The 18,152-nt window shown below is 70.2% G+C and carries 15 protein-coding genes; 6 read left to right on the top strand and 9 right to left on the bottom strand.

Annotated features, from left to right (window positions below; all coding sequences use genetic code 11):
- Positions 1 to 12: 12 nt before the first annotated feature.
- The 7 genes from CSR00_RS01155 to CSR00_RS01125 all read right to left on the bottom strand — a co-directional run bounded on the left by CSR00_RS01155 (position 13) and on the right by CSR00_RS01125 (position 6,376).
- A complete protein-coding gene (locus tag CSR00_RS01155; protein WP_099020567.1) occupies positions 13 to 1,074 on the bottom strand; it encodes an MCE family protein in 1,062 nt (353 codons plus the stop codon).
- Positions 1,058 to 2,095 (bottom strand): MCE family protein, encoded by a 1,038-nt coding sequence (locus CSR00_RS01150; RefSeq protein ID WP_099020566.1) that lies wholly within the window; start codon positions 2,093 to 2,095, stop codon positions 1,058 to 1,060. The genes CSR00_RS01155 and CSR00_RS01150 overlap by 17 nt, the downstream gene beginning before the upstream one ends.
- Entirely contained in the window at positions 2,095 to 3,297 is a 1,203-nt protein-coding gene (locus CSR00_RS01145) for an MCE family protein (protein ID WP_099020565.1), read from the bottom strand. The genes CSR00_RS01150 and CSR00_RS01145 overlap by 1 nt, the downstream gene beginning before the upstream one ends.
- A 4-nt stretch (positions 3,298 to 3,301) precedes the next feature.
- Entirely contained in the window at positions 3,302 to 4,156 is an 855-nt protein-coding gene (locus CSR00_RS01140) for an MlaE family ABC transporter permease (protein ID WP_099020564.1), read from the bottom strand.
- Complete coding sequence (locus CSR00_RS01135) at positions 4,153 to 4,917, bottom strand: MlaE family ABC transporter permease (protein ID WP_099020563.1); 765 nt, start codon at positions 4,915 to 4,917, stop codon at positions 4,153 to 4,155. The genes CSR00_RS01140 and CSR00_RS01135 overlap by 4 nt, the downstream gene beginning before the upstream one ends.
- A gap of 285 nt (positions 4,918 to 5,202) precedes the next feature.
- The gene (locus CSR00_RS01130; RefSeq protein WP_099020562.1) at positions 5,203 to 6,171 is read right to left on the bottom strand and encodes a 3-oxoacyl-ACP reductase; all 969 of its coding nucleotides are present in this window, start codon (positions 6,169 to 6,171) and stop codon (positions 5,203 to 5,205) included.
- Positions 6,172 to 6,184: 13 nt separating this feature from the next.
- Complete coding sequence (locus CSR00_RS01125; RefSeq protein WP_099020561.1) at positions 6,185 to 6,376, bottom strand: ferredoxin; 192 nt, start codon at positions 6,374 to 6,376, stop codon at positions 6,185 to 6,187.
- Between the two features lie 235 nt (positions 6,377 to 6,611).
- On the opposite strand from CSR00_RS01125, the gene CSR00_RS01120 reads away from it, so the two are divergent.
- From CSR00_RS01120 to CSR00_RS01105, 4 genes are read left to right on the top strand one after another with little or no spacing between them, the layout of a single operon-like run.
- Complete coding sequence (locus CSR00_RS01120; protein ID WP_099020560.1) at positions 6,612 to 7,793, top strand: acyl-CoA dehydrogenase family protein; 1,182 nt, start codon at positions 6,612 to 6,614, stop codon at positions 7,791 to 7,793.
- Positions 7,794 to 7,809: 16 nt separating this feature from the next.
- A complete protein-coding gene (locus CSR00_RS01115) occupies positions 7,810 to 8,916 on the top strand; it encodes an acyl-CoA dehydrogenase family protein (protein WP_099020559.1) in 1,107 nt (368 codons plus the stop codon).
- Positions 8,917 to 8,931: 15 nt separating this feature from the next.
- Complete coding sequence (gene fadD17 / locus CSR00_RS01110; RefSeq protein ID WP_176561853.1) at positions 8,932 to 10,575, top strand: long-chain-fatty-acid--CoA ligase FadD17; 1,644 nt, start codon at positions 8,932 to 8,934, stop codon at positions 10,573 to 10,575.
- Positions 10,572 to 12,134: an FAD-binding protein gene (locus tag CSR00_RS01105; protein ID WP_281259652.1), complete on the top strand. Its 1,563-nt coding sequence runs from the start codon at positions 10,572 to 10,574 to the stop codon at positions 12,132 to 12,134. The genes fadD17 and CSR00_RS01105 overlap by 4 nt, the downstream gene beginning before the upstream one ends.
- A gap of 11 nt (positions 12,135 to 12,145) precedes the next feature.
- On the opposite strand, the gene CSR00_RS01100 is transcribed toward CSR00_RS01105, so the two are convergent.
- Positions 12,146 to 13,726: an acetolactate synthase large subunit gene (locus CSR00_RS01100; RefSeq protein WP_099020557.1), complete on the bottom strand. Its 1,581-nt coding sequence runs from the start codon at positions 13,724 to 13,726 to the stop codon at positions 12,146 to 12,148.
- Between the two features lie 159 nt (positions 13,727 to 13,885).
- Positions 13,886 to 15,337 carry a wax ester/triacylglycerol synthase domain-containing protein gene (locus CSR00_RS01095; protein ID WP_176561852.1) on the bottom strand — a complete coding sequence of 484 codons (1,452 nt, stop codon included), beginning with the start codon at positions 15,335 to 15,337 and terminating at the stop codon, positions 13,886 to 13,888.
- A 375-nt stretch (positions 15,338 to 15,712) separates the two neighbouring features.
- Between CSR00_RS01095 and CSR00_RS01090 the strand changes: the two genes are divergently transcribed.
- Together CSR00_RS01090 and fadD12 are read left to right on the top strand one after the other, a co-directional pair.
- Positions 15,713 to 16,453 carry a lysophospholipid acyltransferase family protein gene (locus tag CSR00_RS01090; protein WP_099020665.1) on the top strand — a complete coding sequence of 247 codons (741 nt, stop codon included), beginning with the start codon at positions 15,713 to 15,715 and terminating at the stop codon, positions 16,451 to 16,453.
- Between the two features lie 5 nt (positions 16,454 to 16,458).
- Entirely contained in the window at positions 16,459 to 18,105 is a 1,647-nt protein-coding gene (fadD12, locus tag CSR00_RS01085) for an acyl-CoA ligase FadD12 (RefSeq protein WP_407662386.1), read from the top strand.
- Positions 18,106 to 18,152: the final 47 nt, after the last annotated feature.

Below are 18,152 nucleotides of genomic sequence, written 5' to 3'. Positions count from 1 at the left end.
TCGTGGAATCGGTCATGGTGACTTCGGCCTGATGATGAGACGTTCGGAAATGAAGCCGCGCAGATAGTCGGCGAGGCTGTCGGGCAGCTTGCCGGGCTGGAAGTAGGTGTCCAGCAGGACCTCCGAGAGGGTGGCCGGTGGCAGGCCGTAGAGGTTGATCTGGAAGCCGGGCGCCGAGCCGACCACCTCACCGAGCGCGGTCGCGTACGGCGGCAGGCGTTTGAGCGCCTCGCTGATGTTGTCGCGGTGCTCGTTGAGGTTCTGCAGCACCGCACTGAGGTTCGTCAGCACGGGGCCGAATTCCTTGCGGTTGTCGGCGACGAAACCCGAGATCTGTGCGGAGACATCGTCGATGCCGGCGATCAGGGTGGACAGCGCCTGCCGGCGCTCGTCGAGCGCGGCGAACAGCTGGTTGCCGTCGACCACCAGCTGGTTGACCTGCTTGGCCCGGTCGCTGAGGGTCTTGGTCACCGACTGTGCGTGCTGCAGCAGCTCGGCCAGCGCCTGGTCGCGCTTGTTCAGCGTGCGGGACAGCGCGGTGACGCCGTCGAGCGCGCCGCGCAACTGAGGCGTGGCGTCGTGCAGGGTGTCGGTCAGCGTCTGCAGCGCCATCTCGAACCGCGGCTTGTCCAGCGCGGCGGTGTTGGCGCCCAGATCCTGTAGCGCGGCGTTGAGCGTGTACGGGGTGGTGGTGCGGCCCAACGGGATCGTCGTCGAGGACCCGCCGCCGGCCGGTGTCACGTCCAGGGACCGCTGCCCCAGCACGGTGTCGGTCTTGATCGCCGCCAGCGACTGGTCCCCCACCCGGATGTCCCGGTCGACGGTGAAGGAGACCTTGGCCGCGGTGCCGGCGAGTTGCACCGACTGCACGTGGCCCACCTTGATGCCCGAGACGTTCACGTCGTTGCCGGGCGAGATGCCGCCCGCGTCGGTGAAGAAGGCGGTGTAGTTCTTGCCCTGCGGCCAGAACGGGAGGCTGGTGTAGCCGAACGACACCAGCACCAGGCACAGCACGAGGACGATGCCGAAGATGCCGGTGCGGAGCGGATTCGAGCTGTCAGTTGTCCGGGACAGGAGCGCACCTCCCCCTGGACGGATCGGCGGGACCGCCGAACGGAATCAGGATGTCGCTGCCTGCCGGGCCGTTGATCTTCATCCGGATCGAGCAGTAGTAGATGTTGAAGAAGGAACCGTAGGCACCCAGCGCGTTGAGGCGCAGGTAGTTCTCGGCCAGCGGCTCGATGACCTTGTTGACGTCGGCCTTGCGGCGGTCGAGTTCCCCGGTCAGCGGCCGCAGGTTCTCGATGACCCCCTGCAGCGGGCGCCGGCTCTTGGTCAGCATGTCGGTGAGATCAGTTTCGGCCGAGGCCAGCGGGGCGATCGCGCCGGCGATCGGGTCGGCCCCCTGCGCGAGCCCGGTGATGAGCTTCTGCAGCTGGTCGACGCTCTCGTTGAACTGGGCGCCCTTGGCGTCCACGGTGGACAGCACCGCGTTCAGGTGATCGATGACGTCGCCGATGAGCTGGTCGCGCGCGGCCAGATCGGTGGTGAAGGCACCGGTCGAGGACAGCATCTGGGAGATGGCGCCGCCCTGGCCCTGCAGCAGGGAGATGACGGCATTGCTGATCTCGTTGACCTTGGTCCCGTCGAGACCCTTGAGCACCGGACGCAGCCCACCCAGCAGCGCGTCGAGGTCGAGGGCGGGCTGGGTGTGGTCCTCGGCGATGGTGCCGCCCGGCGGGAGTTTACGCAGTTCGCCGGGGCCCGAGGTGATCTCCAGGAAGCGGTCGCCGACGAGGTTCTCGTAGCGGATGAGCGCCCGGGTGGAGGTGTAGAGCTGGTAGCGGTCGTCGACGTCGAAGGTGACGTCGACGGAGTTGTCCGGTTTCAGCGTAACGGCCTGGACGGAGCCGACCGGCACCCCGGCGATGCGCACGTCCTGGCCCGACTTCAGCCGGGACGCCGTGGTGAAGGTGGCGTGGTAGGTGTGCCCGGCGGAGAACCGGAACTCGCCGAAGACGATCACGAGCCCGGCGGCCACCAGCACCATCACCACGGTGAAGATGCCGACCTTGATCCCTGTGCCCCGGTTCATCAGAAATCGTCCCGCTCTGCGAACGCGCCGTTGAAGAGGAACTGCAGGGTCGACGGGGCGTCGAACTGCAACTCGGTGTTCGGCTCGTAGGGAACGTAGGCGTTGTCGGTGACCAGGAACGGCGCGCGGTACCACGAACCGCCCAGCTGCTTGCTCGGGATCACCGGCAGGCCACGGCAGTTCGGCCCGCCCGAGGCGTTCACGATCGGCAGGCTCTCGGGATAGGTGTAGGCCGGCGCGCCCGGCAGGAAGTTCGACGAGACGAACAGACCCGGGCGGGTGCCGCCGATGATGGGGGCGAACTTGTCCACCGCGGTGCCAACACCTTCGAGTACACAACCGAATTCGGGCGAGTACTCACCGACCACCTTCAGCGGGGCGCGGGCCCGCTGGATGGCCGCGATGTAGTCCTGGGCGCCCGGTGCCAGCGTGTCGTGGCCGTTGTTGGCCAGCCCGGTGGCGGCCAGCAGGGTGGCGTTGAGGTTGTCCTGCTGGTCGACGACCGTCTCGCTGATCGACGGCGCGTTGTCGAGCACGGTCACCAGGTCCGGGGCGGCGTCGGCGTAGATGTCTGCGACGTCGCCGAGCTTGCGGATGTCGTCGTGCACCGTCGGCAGCTTCGGGTTCAGTTGCGCCAGATAGGTGTTCAGTCCGGCCAGGGTGGCGCCGAGGTCGTCACCGTTGCCGCGCAGGCCCTCGCCCAGCGCCGTCATCGTGGCGTTGAGGTTGATCGGGTCGATCTTGTGCAGCACGTCGGTGAGCGTCTGGAACAACGTGTTGACTTCGAGCTGAACCGAGGATGCCTGCACCGTCGCGCCGGGGCGCATGGCGGTCTTCGACGGCGACTCCGGCGGCACGAACTCCACCGACTTCGCCCCGAAGACGGTGTTGCTGGCGATGTGCACGTCGGCGTTGGCGGGGATGTAGGGCAGCTCGGAGCTGTTGACGGCCAAGGTCAGCTTGGCCTGGTCGCCGGCGTACTCGATCGACTTCACCTTGCCGATCTGCAGGCCCCGGTACTTGACCTTCGCGTCCTGTTCCATCACCAGGCCGGCGCGCGGGGACATCACCGTCACCGTGTCGGTCGGGGTGAACGCGGCGGTGTAGGCCAGGTAGGTGAACACCATGGCCGCCACGATCAGCGACGCCAGGACCGCCGCCGCGATGCGGATGTGGCTGCGTTTCGATTCGCCGTCTGCCATCGCGCTACCCGGAGAGGTTGAAGTTGCCGGACCCGCCGTAGACGGCGAGTGAGATGAACAGGGTGATGACCACGACGACGACCAGCGAGGTCCGCACCGCCTGGCCCACGGCGATGCCGACGCCGACGGGCCCGCCCGAGGCGTTGTATCCGTAGTAGGTGTGCACCAGCATCACCGCGATCGACATCACGATGGCCTGCAGGAACGACCACAGCAGGTCGGTGGGGATCAGGAAGGTGTTGAAGTAGTGGTCGTAGAGGCCCGCGGACTGCTTGTTGATGAACACCGTGGTGAACCGGGCGGCGAAGAAGGCGGCCAGGACCGACAGCGAGTACAGCGGGATGATGGCGATCAGTCCCGCCATCAGCCGGGTCGACACGAGGTAGGACACCGAGTGCACCGCCATCGACTCGACCGCGTCGATCTCCTCGGCGACCCGCATGGCCCCGAGCTGGGCGGTGGTGCCGGCGCCGATGGTGGCCGCCAACGCGATCCCGGCCACCACCGGGGCGACGATGCGCACGTTCAGGAAGGCCGAGAGGAATCCCGTCAGCGCCTCGATACCGATGTTGCCCAGCGAGGAGAAGCCCTGGACGGCGATCACGCCGCCGGATGCCAGGGTCAGGAACGCCGCGACGCCGACGGTGCCGCCGATGATCGCCAGTGCGCCCACCCCCATCGTCATCTCGGCGATCAACCGCACGGTCTCCCGGCGGTAGCGGGTGACGGCGTTGGGGATGTAGCGCATCGACTGGCCGTAGAACAGGGCCTGTTCGCCGAAGCTGTCCACGGCCCTGGGCACACCGGAAAGCCACCGGCGCAGCCGCACGGTGACGTCGTAGTTGGGCAGTCCGCTCATCGTTCCAGCACCCGCACGCCGATGGCGGTCATGATCACGTTGATCACGAACAGACAGATGAACGCGTAGACCACCGTTTCGTTGACGGCGATGCCGACCCCCTTGGGGCCGCCCTGCACGGTCAGGCCGCGGTAGCAGCCGACCAGGCCGGCCACCACCCCGAACAGCAGCGCCTTGACCTCGGCCAGCAGCAGTTCGGGCAGACCGGTCAGCACGGTCAGGCCGTTGATGAACGCGCCCGGGTTGACCCCCTGCAGGAACACCGAGAAGACGTACCCGCCGGCGATGCCGATGGCGCACACCAGCCCGTTGAGCAGCAGGGCCACGAACGTCGAGGCGAGCACCCGGGGCACCACCAGACGCTGGATCGGGTCGATTCCCAGCACCCGCATCGCGTCGATCTCCTCGCGGATGGTGCGCGCACCCAGATCCGCGCAGATCGCGGTGGCCCCGGCACCGGCGACGACGAGCACCGTCACCACCGGCCCCAGCTGGGTGATGGTGCCGAACGCGGTGCCCGCGCCGGACAGGTCGGCGGCGCCGATCTCGCGCAGCAGGATGTTCAGGGTGAAGGCGACCAGCACGGTGAAGGGAATCGACACCAGCAGGGTCGGCACCATCGACACCCGCGCGATCATCCAGGTCTGCTCCAGGAACTCGCCGAACTGGAACGGCCGGCGGAAGGTCGACCGGAAGGTGTCCAGGGTCATCTCGAAGAAGCCGCCCACGGCCCGAGCCGGAACCGCGAGCTGTTCAAACAACCTCGGTTCCCTTCTCGCTGGGGGCGGATACCGAGCCCGCCCACGCACCCTTGGCGAAGCTTGTGCGCTTACTGTGCGGCTGGCTCGATCCACCCCGGAATCGGACGTCGACCTCTGTGAGACGGATCATAGTAACTAGAACACGTTCGCAGTGTCAAAGGGCTACCAATGAGACAAACGGTGTCAATTTGTCGAGGTCAGACCCATTGTGACGCAGATCATTCTAGAACGTGTTCTACCCGGATTCCGGGGCCGCCCAGTGGCCGTCAGCACACTGTGACAACCTCAGTTGTCCAAAAGTCCGATCGCGGAAAACATCCGGTCGGGATCACGGTCGGCAAAGTACTGACCCAACCGCTGGCTGAGCTCTCGAGGATCCCACGCATCACCGGGCGCGGTGAACTTTTGCTCGATTTGCGGCGCCGCGACCAGACCCACCGACGGGCCGTAGACGATGAAGACCTGACCGTTGACCTCCGTGGCGGCGGGCGAGGCCAGGAAGCGCACCAACGTCACCACGTGCTCGGGTGCCAGCGCGTCGACCTCACCCTCGGCGAGCTCCGGGGTCTCCCCGAACGTGCCGGCGGTCATCGCGGTGCGGGCCCGCGGGCAGATCGCGTTGGCACGGACGCCGTAGCGCCCCACCGCGCGCGCCGCCGACACCGTCAGCGCGGTGATCCCCGCCTTGGCGGCGCCGTAGTTGGCCTGCCCCGGCGGGCCACCCAGCCCGGCCTCCGAGGAGGTGTTGACCAGGCGACCGTAAACGGTGCCGTTCCGGTCGCCGTCCCCCGACTTCTTGGCCTTGTCCCGCCAGTACACCGCCGCGTTGCGGGTCATCAGGAAGTGCCCACGCAGGTGCACGGCCAGCACGGCGTCGAAGTCCTCGTCGGACATGTTGAACAACATGCGGTCCCGGGTGATGCCGGCGTTGTTGACCACGATGTCCAGGCCGCCGAGACCGTCGGCGGTGGCCACCAGCTCGTCGGCGGTCGAGCGCGCGCTGATGTCCCCGGCCACCGCCACGCCCTTGGCCCCGGCCGCGGCGATCTCGTCGAGCACATCGGAGCCGTCGAGCGCCTTGGCGATGTCGTTGACCACCACGGTGGCCCCGGCGGCCGCCAGGCCGACGGCCTCGGCGCGGCCCAGCCCGGCCGCGGCCCCGGTGACGACGGCGACCCTGCCGGACAGATCGATGGCGCCCTCGGCGGGCGACGGGGAGCTGGCGTGCGATGCCTGCGGTGTCTGCGATGTCAAAGTACGAATACCTCTAGTCTTTTCGGTTCAGAGCGGCCCGTGGGCACTCCGCGATCGCCTGCTCGGCAAGCGCCTCCTGGTCAGCGGGCACCTCGTCGACCTTGACGACCGCGTAGTCGTCGTCGTCGAGGTCGAACAGGTCCGGCGCGATCCCGACGCACACCGCATTGCCCTCGCAGCGATCCCGGTCCACTTCCACCCTCATGGCAAGCCTCCTCGCGACATGGTCCGGGCCGGTCGGCCCGGGTTGGGCCCAGGATAAGACTCCAGCGGGGGCCCCGCCGGTGATGCGCCAGTGTTGCACCGTCCTGGACCGTAAGACTAGAACGTGTTACAACGAGGATGGCAAACGGGTTCGCCAGATCTGCGGCAGATCTACTTCAGATCCCCATCGGGACCTCCCCCTGAAGCACGACGAACCCCGGACGAAGGACGGCGGCATGCGGATCGGCTACAGCCCCGAACAAGAGGAATTGCGCCGCGAACTGCGCTCCTACTTCTCCCAACTGATGACCCCCGAGCGCACCGAGGCGCTCAGCTCGATCGAGGGCGAATACGGCCGCGGCAACGCCTACCGCGACACCGTGGCCCAGATGGGTAAGGACGGGTGGCTGGCGCTGGGCTGGCCCAAGGAGTACGGCGGGCAGGCCCGCTCGGCGATGGACCAGCTGATCTTCACCGACGAGGCCTCGATCGCCGGCGCCCCCGTGCCGTTCCTGACCATCAACAGCGTCGCCCCGACCATCATGGCGTTCGGCACCGACGAGCAGAAGAACTTCTTCCTGCCCCGCATCGCCGCGGGCGATCTGCACTTCTCGATCGGCTACTCCGAACCCGGCGCCGGCACCGATCTGGCCGCCCTGCGCACCACCGCGGTGCGCGACGGTGACGACTACGTGATCAACGGCCAGAAGATGTGGACCAGTCTGATCCCCTACGCCGACTACGTCTGGCTGGCGGTGCGCACCAACCCCGAGGCCAAGAAGCACCGGGGCATCTCGATGCTGATCGTGCCCACCACCGCCGAGGGCTTCTCCTGGACCCCCGTGCACACGCTCGCCGGGGTCGACACCAGCGCCACCTACTACTCCGATGTGCGCGTACCGGTCTCCAACCGCGTCGGTGAGGAGAACGCCGGCTGGAAGCTGGTGACCAACCAGCTCAACCACGAGCGGGTCGCGCTGGTCTCGGCGCAGCCCATCTTCGTCGCGCTCAACGGTGTGCGCGAATGGGCGCAGAACACCAAGAACGCCGACGGCTCCCGGGTGATCGACTCCGAGTGGGTGCAGCTGAACCTGGCCCGCGTGCACGCCAAGGCCGAGGTTCTGAAACTGATCAACTGGGAGCTGGCCTCCGCCGAGGCGGCCGCGCCCTCACCGGCCGACGCGTCGGCGGCCAAGGTCTTCGGCACCGAGCTGGCCACCGAGGCCTACCGGCTGCTGATGGAGGTGCTGGGCACCGCGGCCACGCTGCGCCAGGACGCGGCGGGCGCACTGCTGCGCGGCCGGGTGGAGCGGATGCACCGTTCGTGCCTGATCCTGACGTTCGGCGGCGGGACCAACGAGATCCAGCGCGACATCATCGGCATGGTCGCCCTCGGCCTGCCCCGGGCCAACCGTTAAGAAAGCGGCGACTGACATGGACTTCTCAACATCCGAGGCCTCCGACGACCTGGGCGGCCTGGTCCGCACGATCACCGAGTCGGTGTGCACACCCGAACACCAGCGCGAGCTCGACGGGCTCGACGAGCGGTTCGACCGTGACCTGTGGCGCGCCCTGACCGACGCCGACGTGCTGTCCGCGGCCGCACCGGAATCCCTGGGTGGGGGCGGGTACGGCCCGCTGGAGCAGACCGCGGTACTGGTGGCCCTGGGCCGCCAGCTCGGCGCGGTGCCCTACCTGGAATCCGTCGTGCTGGCCGCCGCAGCGCTGGCCGAGTCGGGATCCCCCGCGCTGCAACAACAATGGGCCACCCCGGCGGTCTCCGGGCAGAAGATCCTCACCATCGCCCTGGCCGGCGAGATGGGCGACGGGCCGGTGCAGGCCACGGCCATCCCCGACGGCCGGGCCGGCTACCGGCTCACCGGTGCACGCACCCAGGTGCCCTACGCCCCGGTGGCCGACGCGTTCCTGGTGCCCGCCGAAACCGACACGGGCACGGTGCTGTTCCTGGTCGCGGCCGAAGACCCCGGCGTGACGGTCACCTCGCTGGACACCACCGGTCACGGCAGCGTCGGCCGGCTGGAGCTGCGCGAGGTGGACCTCGACGCCGAACGCGCCGCCGGCGGCGGCGAACTCGTCGGCTGGATCCGCGCCCGCCACGCACTGGGTCTGACGGCCTTTCAGTTGGGGGTGCTCGAGCGTGCCCTCGAACTCACCGCCGAGTACGCCCGCGAGCGCGAGCAGTTCGACCGGCCGATCGGAAGTTTCCAGGCCGTCGCCCAGCGCCTGGCCGACGGCTACATCGACGTCAAGGGTCTGCGCCTGACCCTGACCCAGGCCGCCTGGCGGGTGGCCGAGGATCTGCCCTCCGACATCGACGTACGGACCGCGGCGTTCTGGGCGGCCGAGGCCGGCCACCGGGTGGCCCATACCGCGGTGCACGTGCACGGCGGTGTCGGCATCGACATCGACCACCCGGTGCACCGCTACTTCCTGGCCGCCAAGCAGACCGAGTTCGCGGTCGGCAACGCCACCGGTCAACTGCTGGCCATCGGCCGCGAGCTGGCCGACACACCCGCCTGAACCGGACGGCACCCCGTGCCCGGTGTGACGGTCTCCGAGCTGTTGGTCCCCCTGGCCGGGGTCGACGACCGCGGTGTCTTCGCGTGTGACCCCGATTCCGGGGCAGGTTCTCACGCCGGGTCTCGCGCAGGGTCCCACGCTGGGTCCCGCGCTGGGTCTCAATCGGTGTCGTTCGTCAGCTGGCGCGACCATATTCAGGACGGCGCCGATCTGGCGGCGTTGCTGCGTTCCCGGCTCGACCCCGACCGGCCGCCACATGTGGGCGTGCTGCTGGGCAACACGCCGTTCTTCTGCACCGTGCTGGTGGCCGCCGCGCTGTCGGGAATCGTCCCGGTGGGGCTCAACCCGACCCGCCGGGGCGCGGCGCTGCGGCGGGACGTCGAGCACGCCGACTGCCAACTCGTCCTGGCCGACCGGGAGAACACCCGGGCGGGGATCGAGGCCCTCGACGTCGAATCCCCGGCGTTCGCAGCCGAACTGGCCGGCCACCGCGGGTCGCCCGTCGAATTCGCGCCCGCCGAACCCGAGGATCTGTTCATGCTGATCTTCACCTCGGGGACCAGCGGAGATCCCAAGGCGGTGCGCTGCACCCACGAGAAGGTCGCGGTGCCCGGGGTCATGCTCGCGGCGCGCTTCGGCCTGGGCCCCACCGACACCTGCTACCTGTCGATGCCGTTGTTCCACTCCAACGCCATCATGGCCGGCTGGGCACCCGCGGTGGCCGCGGGTGCCTCGATCGCCCTGCGGCGCAGGTTCTCCGCGTCTGGGTTCATCCCGGACGTGCGTCGCTTCGGGGCCACCTACGCCAACTACGTGGGCAAACCGCTGTCCTACATCCTGGCCACCGAACCCCGGCCCGACGACGCCGACAATCCGTTGCGGATCGCCTACGGCAACGAGGGCGCACCGCGTGATCTCGCCCGGTTCGCCGAACGGTTCGACGTCCGGGTCGTCGACGGCTTCGGCTCCAGCGAGGGAGGGGTGGCCATCGCACGCACTCCCGACACCCCCGAGGGGGCGCTGGGCCCGCTGAGCGACGGCGTGGACATCGTCGATGTCGACACCGGCCGGCCGTGCCCGCCCGGTGTGGTGGGCGAACTGGTCAACACCACCGGGCCCGGCCAGTTCCGGGGCTACTACCGCGATCCGGGCGCCGAGGCGGAACGGATGCGCGGCGGCCGTTACCACAGCGGCGACCTGGCCTACCGCGATGAGAACGGGTTCGCCTACTTCGCCGGGCGGCTCGGCGACTGGATGCGCGTCGACGGCGAGAATCTGGGGACCGCGCCGATCGAACGCGTCCTGGTGCGCTACCCCGGTGTCGTCGAGGTCGCGGTCTATCCGATCCCCGACCCCGCGGTCGGCGACCGGGTGATGGCCGCCCTGGTGATGCCCGACCCCGAGGATGCCCGGGCCTTCGATCCCGCCGCCTTCCGCGAGTTCCTCACCGCGCAGGACGATCTGGGCCCCAAACAGTGGCCGGTGTTCGTCCGGGTGAGCGCGGCGCTGCCCCGGACCGAGACGTTCAAGATCCTCAAACGGCAGCTCGCGGCGGAGGGCACCGGATGCGCCGACCCGGTCTTCGAGATCACGCGACCGGACCGGGCCCGGGCGACGGTGGCCGGCCTCGACCCCGGCGCCGGGGGACGGCCGCGGTGACCGACTGGGACGAGACCTGCGACGTGCTGGTGGCCGGGTCCGGCGCCGGCGGGATGACCGGTGCCTACACCGCCGCGCGCGAGGGCCTGACCGTCATCCTGGCCGAGGCGACCGAGAAGTTCGGCGGCACGACGGCATACTCCGGTGGCGGCGGGATGTGGTTTCCGGCCAATCCCGTTCTGCTGCAGGCCGGTGCCGACGACACGGTCGAGGACGCGTTGGAGTACTACCACGCGGTGGTGGGCGACCGGACGCCCCGCGAACTTCAGGAGACCTACGTGCGCTCCGGCGCGCCGCTGGTCGAGTACCTCGGCACCGACGAGGACATCGCCTTCATGCTGCTGCCGTGGCCGGACTATTTCGGCAAGGCGCCCAAGGCCAGGCTGGACGGCATGCGCCACATGGCGGCCAAGCCGCTGCGGGTCTCTGCGGCGCCGGACCTGCGTGAGCTGGTCCGCGGGCCCCTCGACACCGAGTGGCGCGGCACCCCGGTACCGGAGGACTACTTCGTCGGGGGCCGCGCCCTGATCGCACGGCTGCTCGTCGCCACCCGCCGCCATCCGGGCGCGGCGCTGCGGCGCGACACCACGCTGGTGGAGTTGGTGGTCTGCGACGGTGCCGTGACCGGCGCCGTGCTGGAGAGCGCCGACGGTTCCGGCACCACCCGACGCCACCGAGTGCGTGCCCGGCGCGGGGTGCTGCTGGCCGCCGGCGGATTCGAGCACAACGACGAGATGCGCCGCGACTACGGGGTGCCGGGGCGGTCGCGGGACACCATGGGGCCGTGGGGTAATCGGGGCCGCGCACACCTGGCCGGTATCGCCGCCGGGGCCGGCACCGACCTGATGGACCAGGCGTGGTGGTCACCGGGCCTGACGCACCCCGACGGCCGCTCGGCGTTCGCGCTGTGGTTCACCGGCGGCATCTTCGTCGACGACCGAGGCAGGCGGTTCGTCAACGAGTCCGCGCCCTACGACCGGCTGGGCCGGGCGGTCATCGCCGCGATCGAGGACGGCTCGGTCACCGTGCCGTACTGGATGGTCTATGACGACGCCGACGGGGTGGTGCCTCCGGTCAAGGCCACCAACGTGGCGATGGAGGAGCCGCAACGCTACCTCGACGCCGGGTTGTGGCGCAGCGCCGACACCCTGGAGGCCCTCGCCGCTCGGATCGGCGTCCCCGCGGCGAATCTGGTGGACACCGTGGCCCGGTTCAACCGGTTCGCCGCCGAGGGCACCGACCCGGACTTCGGCCGCGGTGAGGAGGCCTACGACCGGGCGTTCTCCGCGGGGGCGTCGCCGCTGCGGCCGATCAGCCGGCCGCCGTTTCATGCCGCGGCGTTCGGGATCTCGGATCTGGGCACCAAGGGTGGGCTGCGCACGGACACCGCCGCCAGGGTCCTCGACACCGCCGGGCGGGTGATCCCGGGGTTGTACGCCGCGGGCAACACGATGGCCGCGCCCAGCGGCACCACCTATCCCGGTGGCGGCAACCCGATCGGGACCTCCATGGTGTTCGCTCATCTGGCCGTGCGCGACATGCTCGCCCGGCCCGACTGACCCGGTCCCGGTCAGCCCAGCATCGACGGGATGACCGCCTCGATCAGGTGTGGCCCCGGCTCGGCGAACGCGGCACCGAGCGCGGCGGCGAGTTCCTCGGCGGTGGTGGCCCGGCGGGCAGGCACCCCCATGCCCTCCGCGATGCGGACGAAATCGATTGTGGGCCGGCCGAGGTCGAGCAGATCAAGGGCCCGGGGCCCCGGTGACGCGGCGTTCTCGGCGCCGACCCGCTGCAGCTCGATCCGCAGGATGTCGTAGGCGCCGTTGTTGAGGATCACGGTGGTGATGTCGAGATGCTCGCGGGCCTGGGTCCACAGGGCCGACACCGTGTACATGGCCGAGCCGTCGGCCTGCAGGGACAGCACCGGCCGGTTGGGCGCGGCGACGGCGGCGCCGATCGCCGCGGGCATGCCGAAACCGATCGCACCCCCGGTCAGCGTCAGGACGTCGTGGGCGGGGGCACCCGCGGTGGCCGGCGCCAGCGCCACCCCGGCGGTGTTGGCCTCGTCGACGACGATCGCCGCCTCGGGCAGCAGGGCCCCGACGACCGCGGCGGCCGACAGCGCGGTCAGCGGCCCGGTCGGCAGTTCGGGGCGCGCCGCCGGTGCGGGCACGGGCTCGGTGCCGGCGGCCAGGTCGTCGGCCAGGGCGGCGAGCGTCTCGGCGGCACCGCGCGGCCCGGCCAGGTGCTGCACCGTGCAGCCTTCGGGGACCAGATCGCTGGGTTTGCCCGGGTAGGCGAAGAACGACACCGGGTGCGGGGCGCCGGCGAGGATGAGGTGGCGGGCACCGGCGAGCTGGGCGGTGGCCGCCTCGGCGAAATACGCCAGGCGCTCCACGGCCGGCACCCCCGCGCCGCGTTCCTGGCGGGCGGGGAAGGTCTCGCACAGCACCCGCGCCCCGGTCGCGGCGGCCAGGCGGGTGGCCGCGGTCGTCCCGCGCCGCCCGGCGGCGTCCCCGCCGAGCAGGATCATCGCCGGTTCCCCGGACCTCAGCGCGTCGACGGCACCGCGTAGCGCGGCCTGGTCCGGGGGCGCCGAATCAGACACCGGCGCGGGCGCCGAATCAGACACCGGCGCGGGCGCCGATGCAGTCCGCGTCGGGTTCCAGGACGCGTCGGCGGGCAGGATCAGGGTCGCGATCGTGCCGGCGCGCGCCGCCGCGATGGCCTCGGCCGCGTCGGCGGCCACCGCGTCGGCGTGGGCGGTGCGGCGCATCCAGCCGGAGACGGTGCCGGCCACGGCGTCGATATCGGATTCCAGCGGGGCGTCGTACTTCTTGTGATAGGTGGCATGGTCGCCGACCACGAGCACCATCGGTACCCGGGCGCGGCGGGCGTTGTGCAGATTGGCCAGGCCGTTGCCCAATCCCGGCCCCAGATGCAGCAGCGCACCGGCGGGCTTCCCGGCCATCCGGGCGTATCCGTCGGCGGCCCCGGTGGCCACCCCCTCGAAGAGGGCCAGCACACCCCGCATCGCCGGAACGCTGTCCAGCGCGGCGACGAAGTGCATCTCGGAGGTGCCGGGGTTGGCGAAACAGACCTCGACCCCGTTGTCGACCAGGGTCGCGATCAGGGCCTGGGCGCCGTTCACGCGCGGTCTCGGTTTCGGCGCCGGGCGCGGCCGGCGTGCCGGACCCGCGGGACGTTCATGGGATCGCGACCTTTCGGGGGCTCTCGTGGCTGGCCCGCTGCGGCCGGCAGCGGGTCGCGGGGCGTCCCGCAGTACATCATGATCTGACCCCGGGCGGGGTCAGGCATGCTGCCGGTGTCCGGCGGCGGCCCCCGCGGCCGTCGCCGAGGCCCGCCCCGTCACGCCCGTCGCGTCGCGCAGCTCCTCGAACGCGGACTGGATGCGCGCGGTGAACGATTCGTCGGGCAGGGTTCTCGAACAGCCGTACACCGCGAAGTTGAGCACGTCGGCGTAGCTCCAGACCGTGATGTTGACGCCGGCGGCGTATTTCAGATGGCCGCAGGAGATGAAGTTCTCGACGCCCATCCCGCCGAAGTAGCGCTTCTCGCCGGGGCCCCTGACGTTCGAGACGATCAGGGCCCCGGGCACCACCCGCTGGCCCATCCGCCGGGCCAGCCGCAGCATCGGGCGCAGCACGATCGGCGGGGCGAGGTCGAACCATTCCTCCCGCTGGACCGGGCGTGCGGCCACGCTGGCCTTGACCGCCTGGGTCTGCACGGTGGCCGCCCGCAGCCGGTCCATCGGGTCGGCCAGGTGCGACGGCAGCGCGAACGTGCGGTTGGTGGCGGCGGTCCCCCACAGCCGGGTGTCGCCCTCCCGGCTGACCTTGGCGGCGGCGTTGGCGACCAGGGGTCCGTCGAGCGGCCCCCCGGTCTCGTCGAGGTAGTCGCGCACCGCGCCGGCGACGACGGCGATGACCACCGCGTTGACGGTCCCGGACACGGATCGCGCCATGTCCTTGATGTCGGCCAGGGGCACCGAGGTCCAGCAGAACGTCCGTCCCGGGGTCAGCGGCCCGCGCCAGGGAAGCTCGGGTTGTTCGCGCAGCATCGACGGGGAGTGCGGTGCCGGCGCGCGGCCCGCGGCCGCCGCGTGCCCGGTCCGGATCGCGCGTAACCGGCGCGGCAGCTCGCGCCGGTATTCCAGCCACATCGACCGAACGCCGTCACGCAGCGCGTCGATGTCGCTGGTCCGCTCCGGCGGATGCGGGATGACCGGCGCGACGGTGGCGGCCCCCGGCTGCGGATGCGACAGCACGTCGAGCAGCTCGACGAACCGGCCGCCGTCGGCCAGCGCGTGGTTCATCTTCAGGAGTGCCACGACCTTGTTCCCCTCGTACCCCTCGAAGAACCACACCTCCCACGGAGGCCGCCCCGGAGGCACCGGGACGCTGGCGGCTTCGCCGATCATCCGGCACAGTTGCGACTTCGTTCCCGGCGCGGGCAGCCGCGCATGCCGGACGTGGTTGCGCACGTCGAAGTCGGGGTCGGTCATCCACACCGGGCGGGCCAGCCCGAACGGCACCGGGCGCACCCGCCACTGCATCTGCGGAAGGACCGTCACCGCGTCGGCGAGCACCTCGGTCATGTGCTCGAACCGGAAGTCGCGGCTCGACTCCTCGTCGAACACCGCGATCTTCACCGTGTGCTGCGGCTCGATCGGTTCGTCCAGAATGAACGTGGTGTCGCTTCCGGAGAGCCTGATCGCGGGCTCGGTCGGTTGAGATCTCATGATCGTCCTCCTCCACCGTGCGATATGTGAAACACATCGCTCCGGCCGACATTCGTGAGCTGGCTCACAATAACGCCGGGAAAGCCCGGCGACCGCCGGAACCGGACGGATGCGGGGCACATTTCGTTCCCCGCCGTCGCGAAAACGCAGTCGAGTGGGGTGCGTCACACTAAACTTCTCGGCGCACACACCCGTCAGGGTGCACATCCGCCCTGTTGGTGCGGGCGAACGTGCCCCGGCCCCAGAGGTAGCGCAGTGAGCGACGCAAAGACCGACGCAAAGACCGACCCGGCGACCAACCCGGCGACCGGAGAAGACCCCGCCGCCCGCCCGGGAGACTTCACCGGCGAGTGGAACCCCGATCTGCTGCGCCGGATGCTGACGCTCGCCGGCCCGCTGTACAACCTCTACTTCCGATCCGAAGTACGGGACGTCGACAGGATTCCCCCCGGCGGAGCGCTGGTCGTGTCCAACCACTCCGGCGGACCCATCGCCCAGGACGTCCCGGTCTTCTGGCTCGGGTTCTTCCGGAAGTTCGGCTACGACCGCCCGGTGTACACGCTGATGCACGATCTGCTGCTGCGCGGACCCACCGTCGCGGTGTTCACCCGGTTGGGGATGCTGCGCGCCAGCCGCGAGAACGCCATCAGAGCCCTGCGCTCGGGAGCCGTGGTCATCGTCTTCCCGGGCGGCGACTACGACGCTCTGCGGCCCACCTCGCAGCAGGCCGTCATCGACTTCGACGGCCGCACCGGCTACGTCGCCACCGCGATCGAGGCCGGCGTGCCGATCGTGCCCATGGTGTCGATCGGCGGGCAGGAGACCCAGCTGTACCTGACCCGGGGAAAGTGGCTGGCCAAACGCCTGGGCCTGAAACGCCTCACCCGCGCCGAGGAGGTGGCCGTCACGATGGGAATCCCGTTCGCCGTGAGCGTGGGTGCGTGGAACGTGCCGCTGCCGTCCAAGATCGTCACGCAGGTGCTGGACCCGATCGACATCACCGCCGAGTTCGGCGAGAAACCCGACGTCGCCGAGGTCGACGCCCGCGTCCGCAAGGTCATGCAGGCGGCCCTCGACGACCTCGCCGCCCGGCGCCGTTTCCCGGTCCTGGGGTGATCCCCGTGACCTCGGCGGCCGGCACGCTGTCCCACCGGGCCCATGACGTTCGCGACGCCGTCCGGGCGATGAGCAGGGCGCGGCTGCTGGTGGCGCTGCGCCCCGACAAGTACGTGCGGATGGTCGCGGCCATGCGGCGCGTGGGGTTCTCGAACACCGTCGGGATCGCCGTGTCGGCGCAGCGCTGCCCGCAACGCCCCGCGCTGATCGACGAACTGGGCGTACTGAGCTATCGCGAACTCGACTCGCGGGCAAACGCATTCGCCGCGGCGCTGCAGCAGCTGCCCGGCGGCGCTCCGCAGACCGTGGGCATCATGTGCCGCAATCACCGCGGGTTCGTCGATGCCCTCGCCGCCACCGAGCGCATCGGTGCCGATGTGCTGCTGCTCAACACATCGTTCGCCGGACCGGCCCTCGCCGACGTCGTGGCGCGGGAACGGCCCGACGTCCTCGTCTACGACGAGGAGTTCGGCCCTGCGGTGGACGTCGCGCTTGGCGACCACCCGGGCACCGCACGCATCGTGGCCTGGACCGACCGCCCGGCCGAGCACCCCGACACCGTCGAGACGCTGATCGCGCGGCACGCCGGACGCCGCCCCGCCCGCACCGACCGCAAGTCCAGGGTGGTCCTGCTGACCTCCGGCACCACCGGCACACCCAAGGGCGCCCGGCGCGCGGCGGGGGGCGGCGGCAGCGAGGGTCCGGCGATCCTGGGCCGGCTGCCCTGGCGTGCCGAGGAGACCACGGTCGTGGCCGCTCCGCTGTTCCACGCCTGGGGATTCGGGCAGCTGATCATGGGCACGATGCTGTCGTGCACCCTGGTGGTGCGGCGCACCTTCGACCCGGCGGCCACCATGGAACTGGTCGACCGGTACCGGGCCAGCGGGCTCAGCGTGGTCCCGGTGATGCTGGACCGCATCATGGAACTGCCGGACGAGGTCCGCAACCGTTTCCACGGACGCTCACTGCGGTTCGTCACCGCCGCCGGCTCCCGGATGCGCCCCGACGTCGTCACCAGGTTCATGGACCAGTTCGGCGACGTCGTCTACAACAACTACAACGCCACCGAGGTCGGGGTGATCGCCCTCGCCGGCCCCGCGGACCTGCGCGCGGCGCCCGACACCGCCGGAAAACCGATGCCCGGCACCATGATTCGTATCCTCGGACCGGACCGGAGCGAGGTGCCCCGGGGGGAGGTCGGCGCCATCTTCGCCCGAACCACCACACAGTTCGAGGAATACACGTCGGGACAGACCAAGGACGTAGAGGACGGGTTCATGGCCACCGGCGACATGGGCTACCTCGACGACGCCGGACGGCTGTTCGTGGTGGGCCGCGACGACGAGATGATCGTCTCCGGTGGGGAGAACGTCTACCCGGTCGAGGTGGAGAGGGCGCTCGCGAGCCACCCCGCGGTGGCCGAGACCTCCGTTCTCGGCGTCGACGACGAGAAGTTCGGTCAGCGCCTCGCGGCCTTCGTGGTGCCCAGGCCCGGAGCGACGGTCACCGCCGACGCCCTCAAGCAGCACGTCCGCGGCCGGCTGGCCAACTACAAGGTTCCCCGGGAGATCGTGTTCCTCGACGAGTTGCCCCGCAACGCCGTCGGCAAGGTGTTACGCAAGGACCTCAAGGCCCGCCTCGTCAACGCCTGACACACAAGGGATTCCGGGAGCAAGTCGAACAACGGACAGACAGGCGG

Source organism: Mycolicibacterium palauense, from assembly GCF_002592005.1.
In the GTDB taxonomy this organism is placed as follows: domain Bacteria; phylum Actinomycetota; class Actinomycetes; order Mycobacteriales; family Mycobacteriaceae; genus Mycobacterium; species Mycobacterium palauense.
Note: the sequence above shows the minus strand (reverse complement) of the source record. Positions and strands in the feature narration are given on the sequence as shown.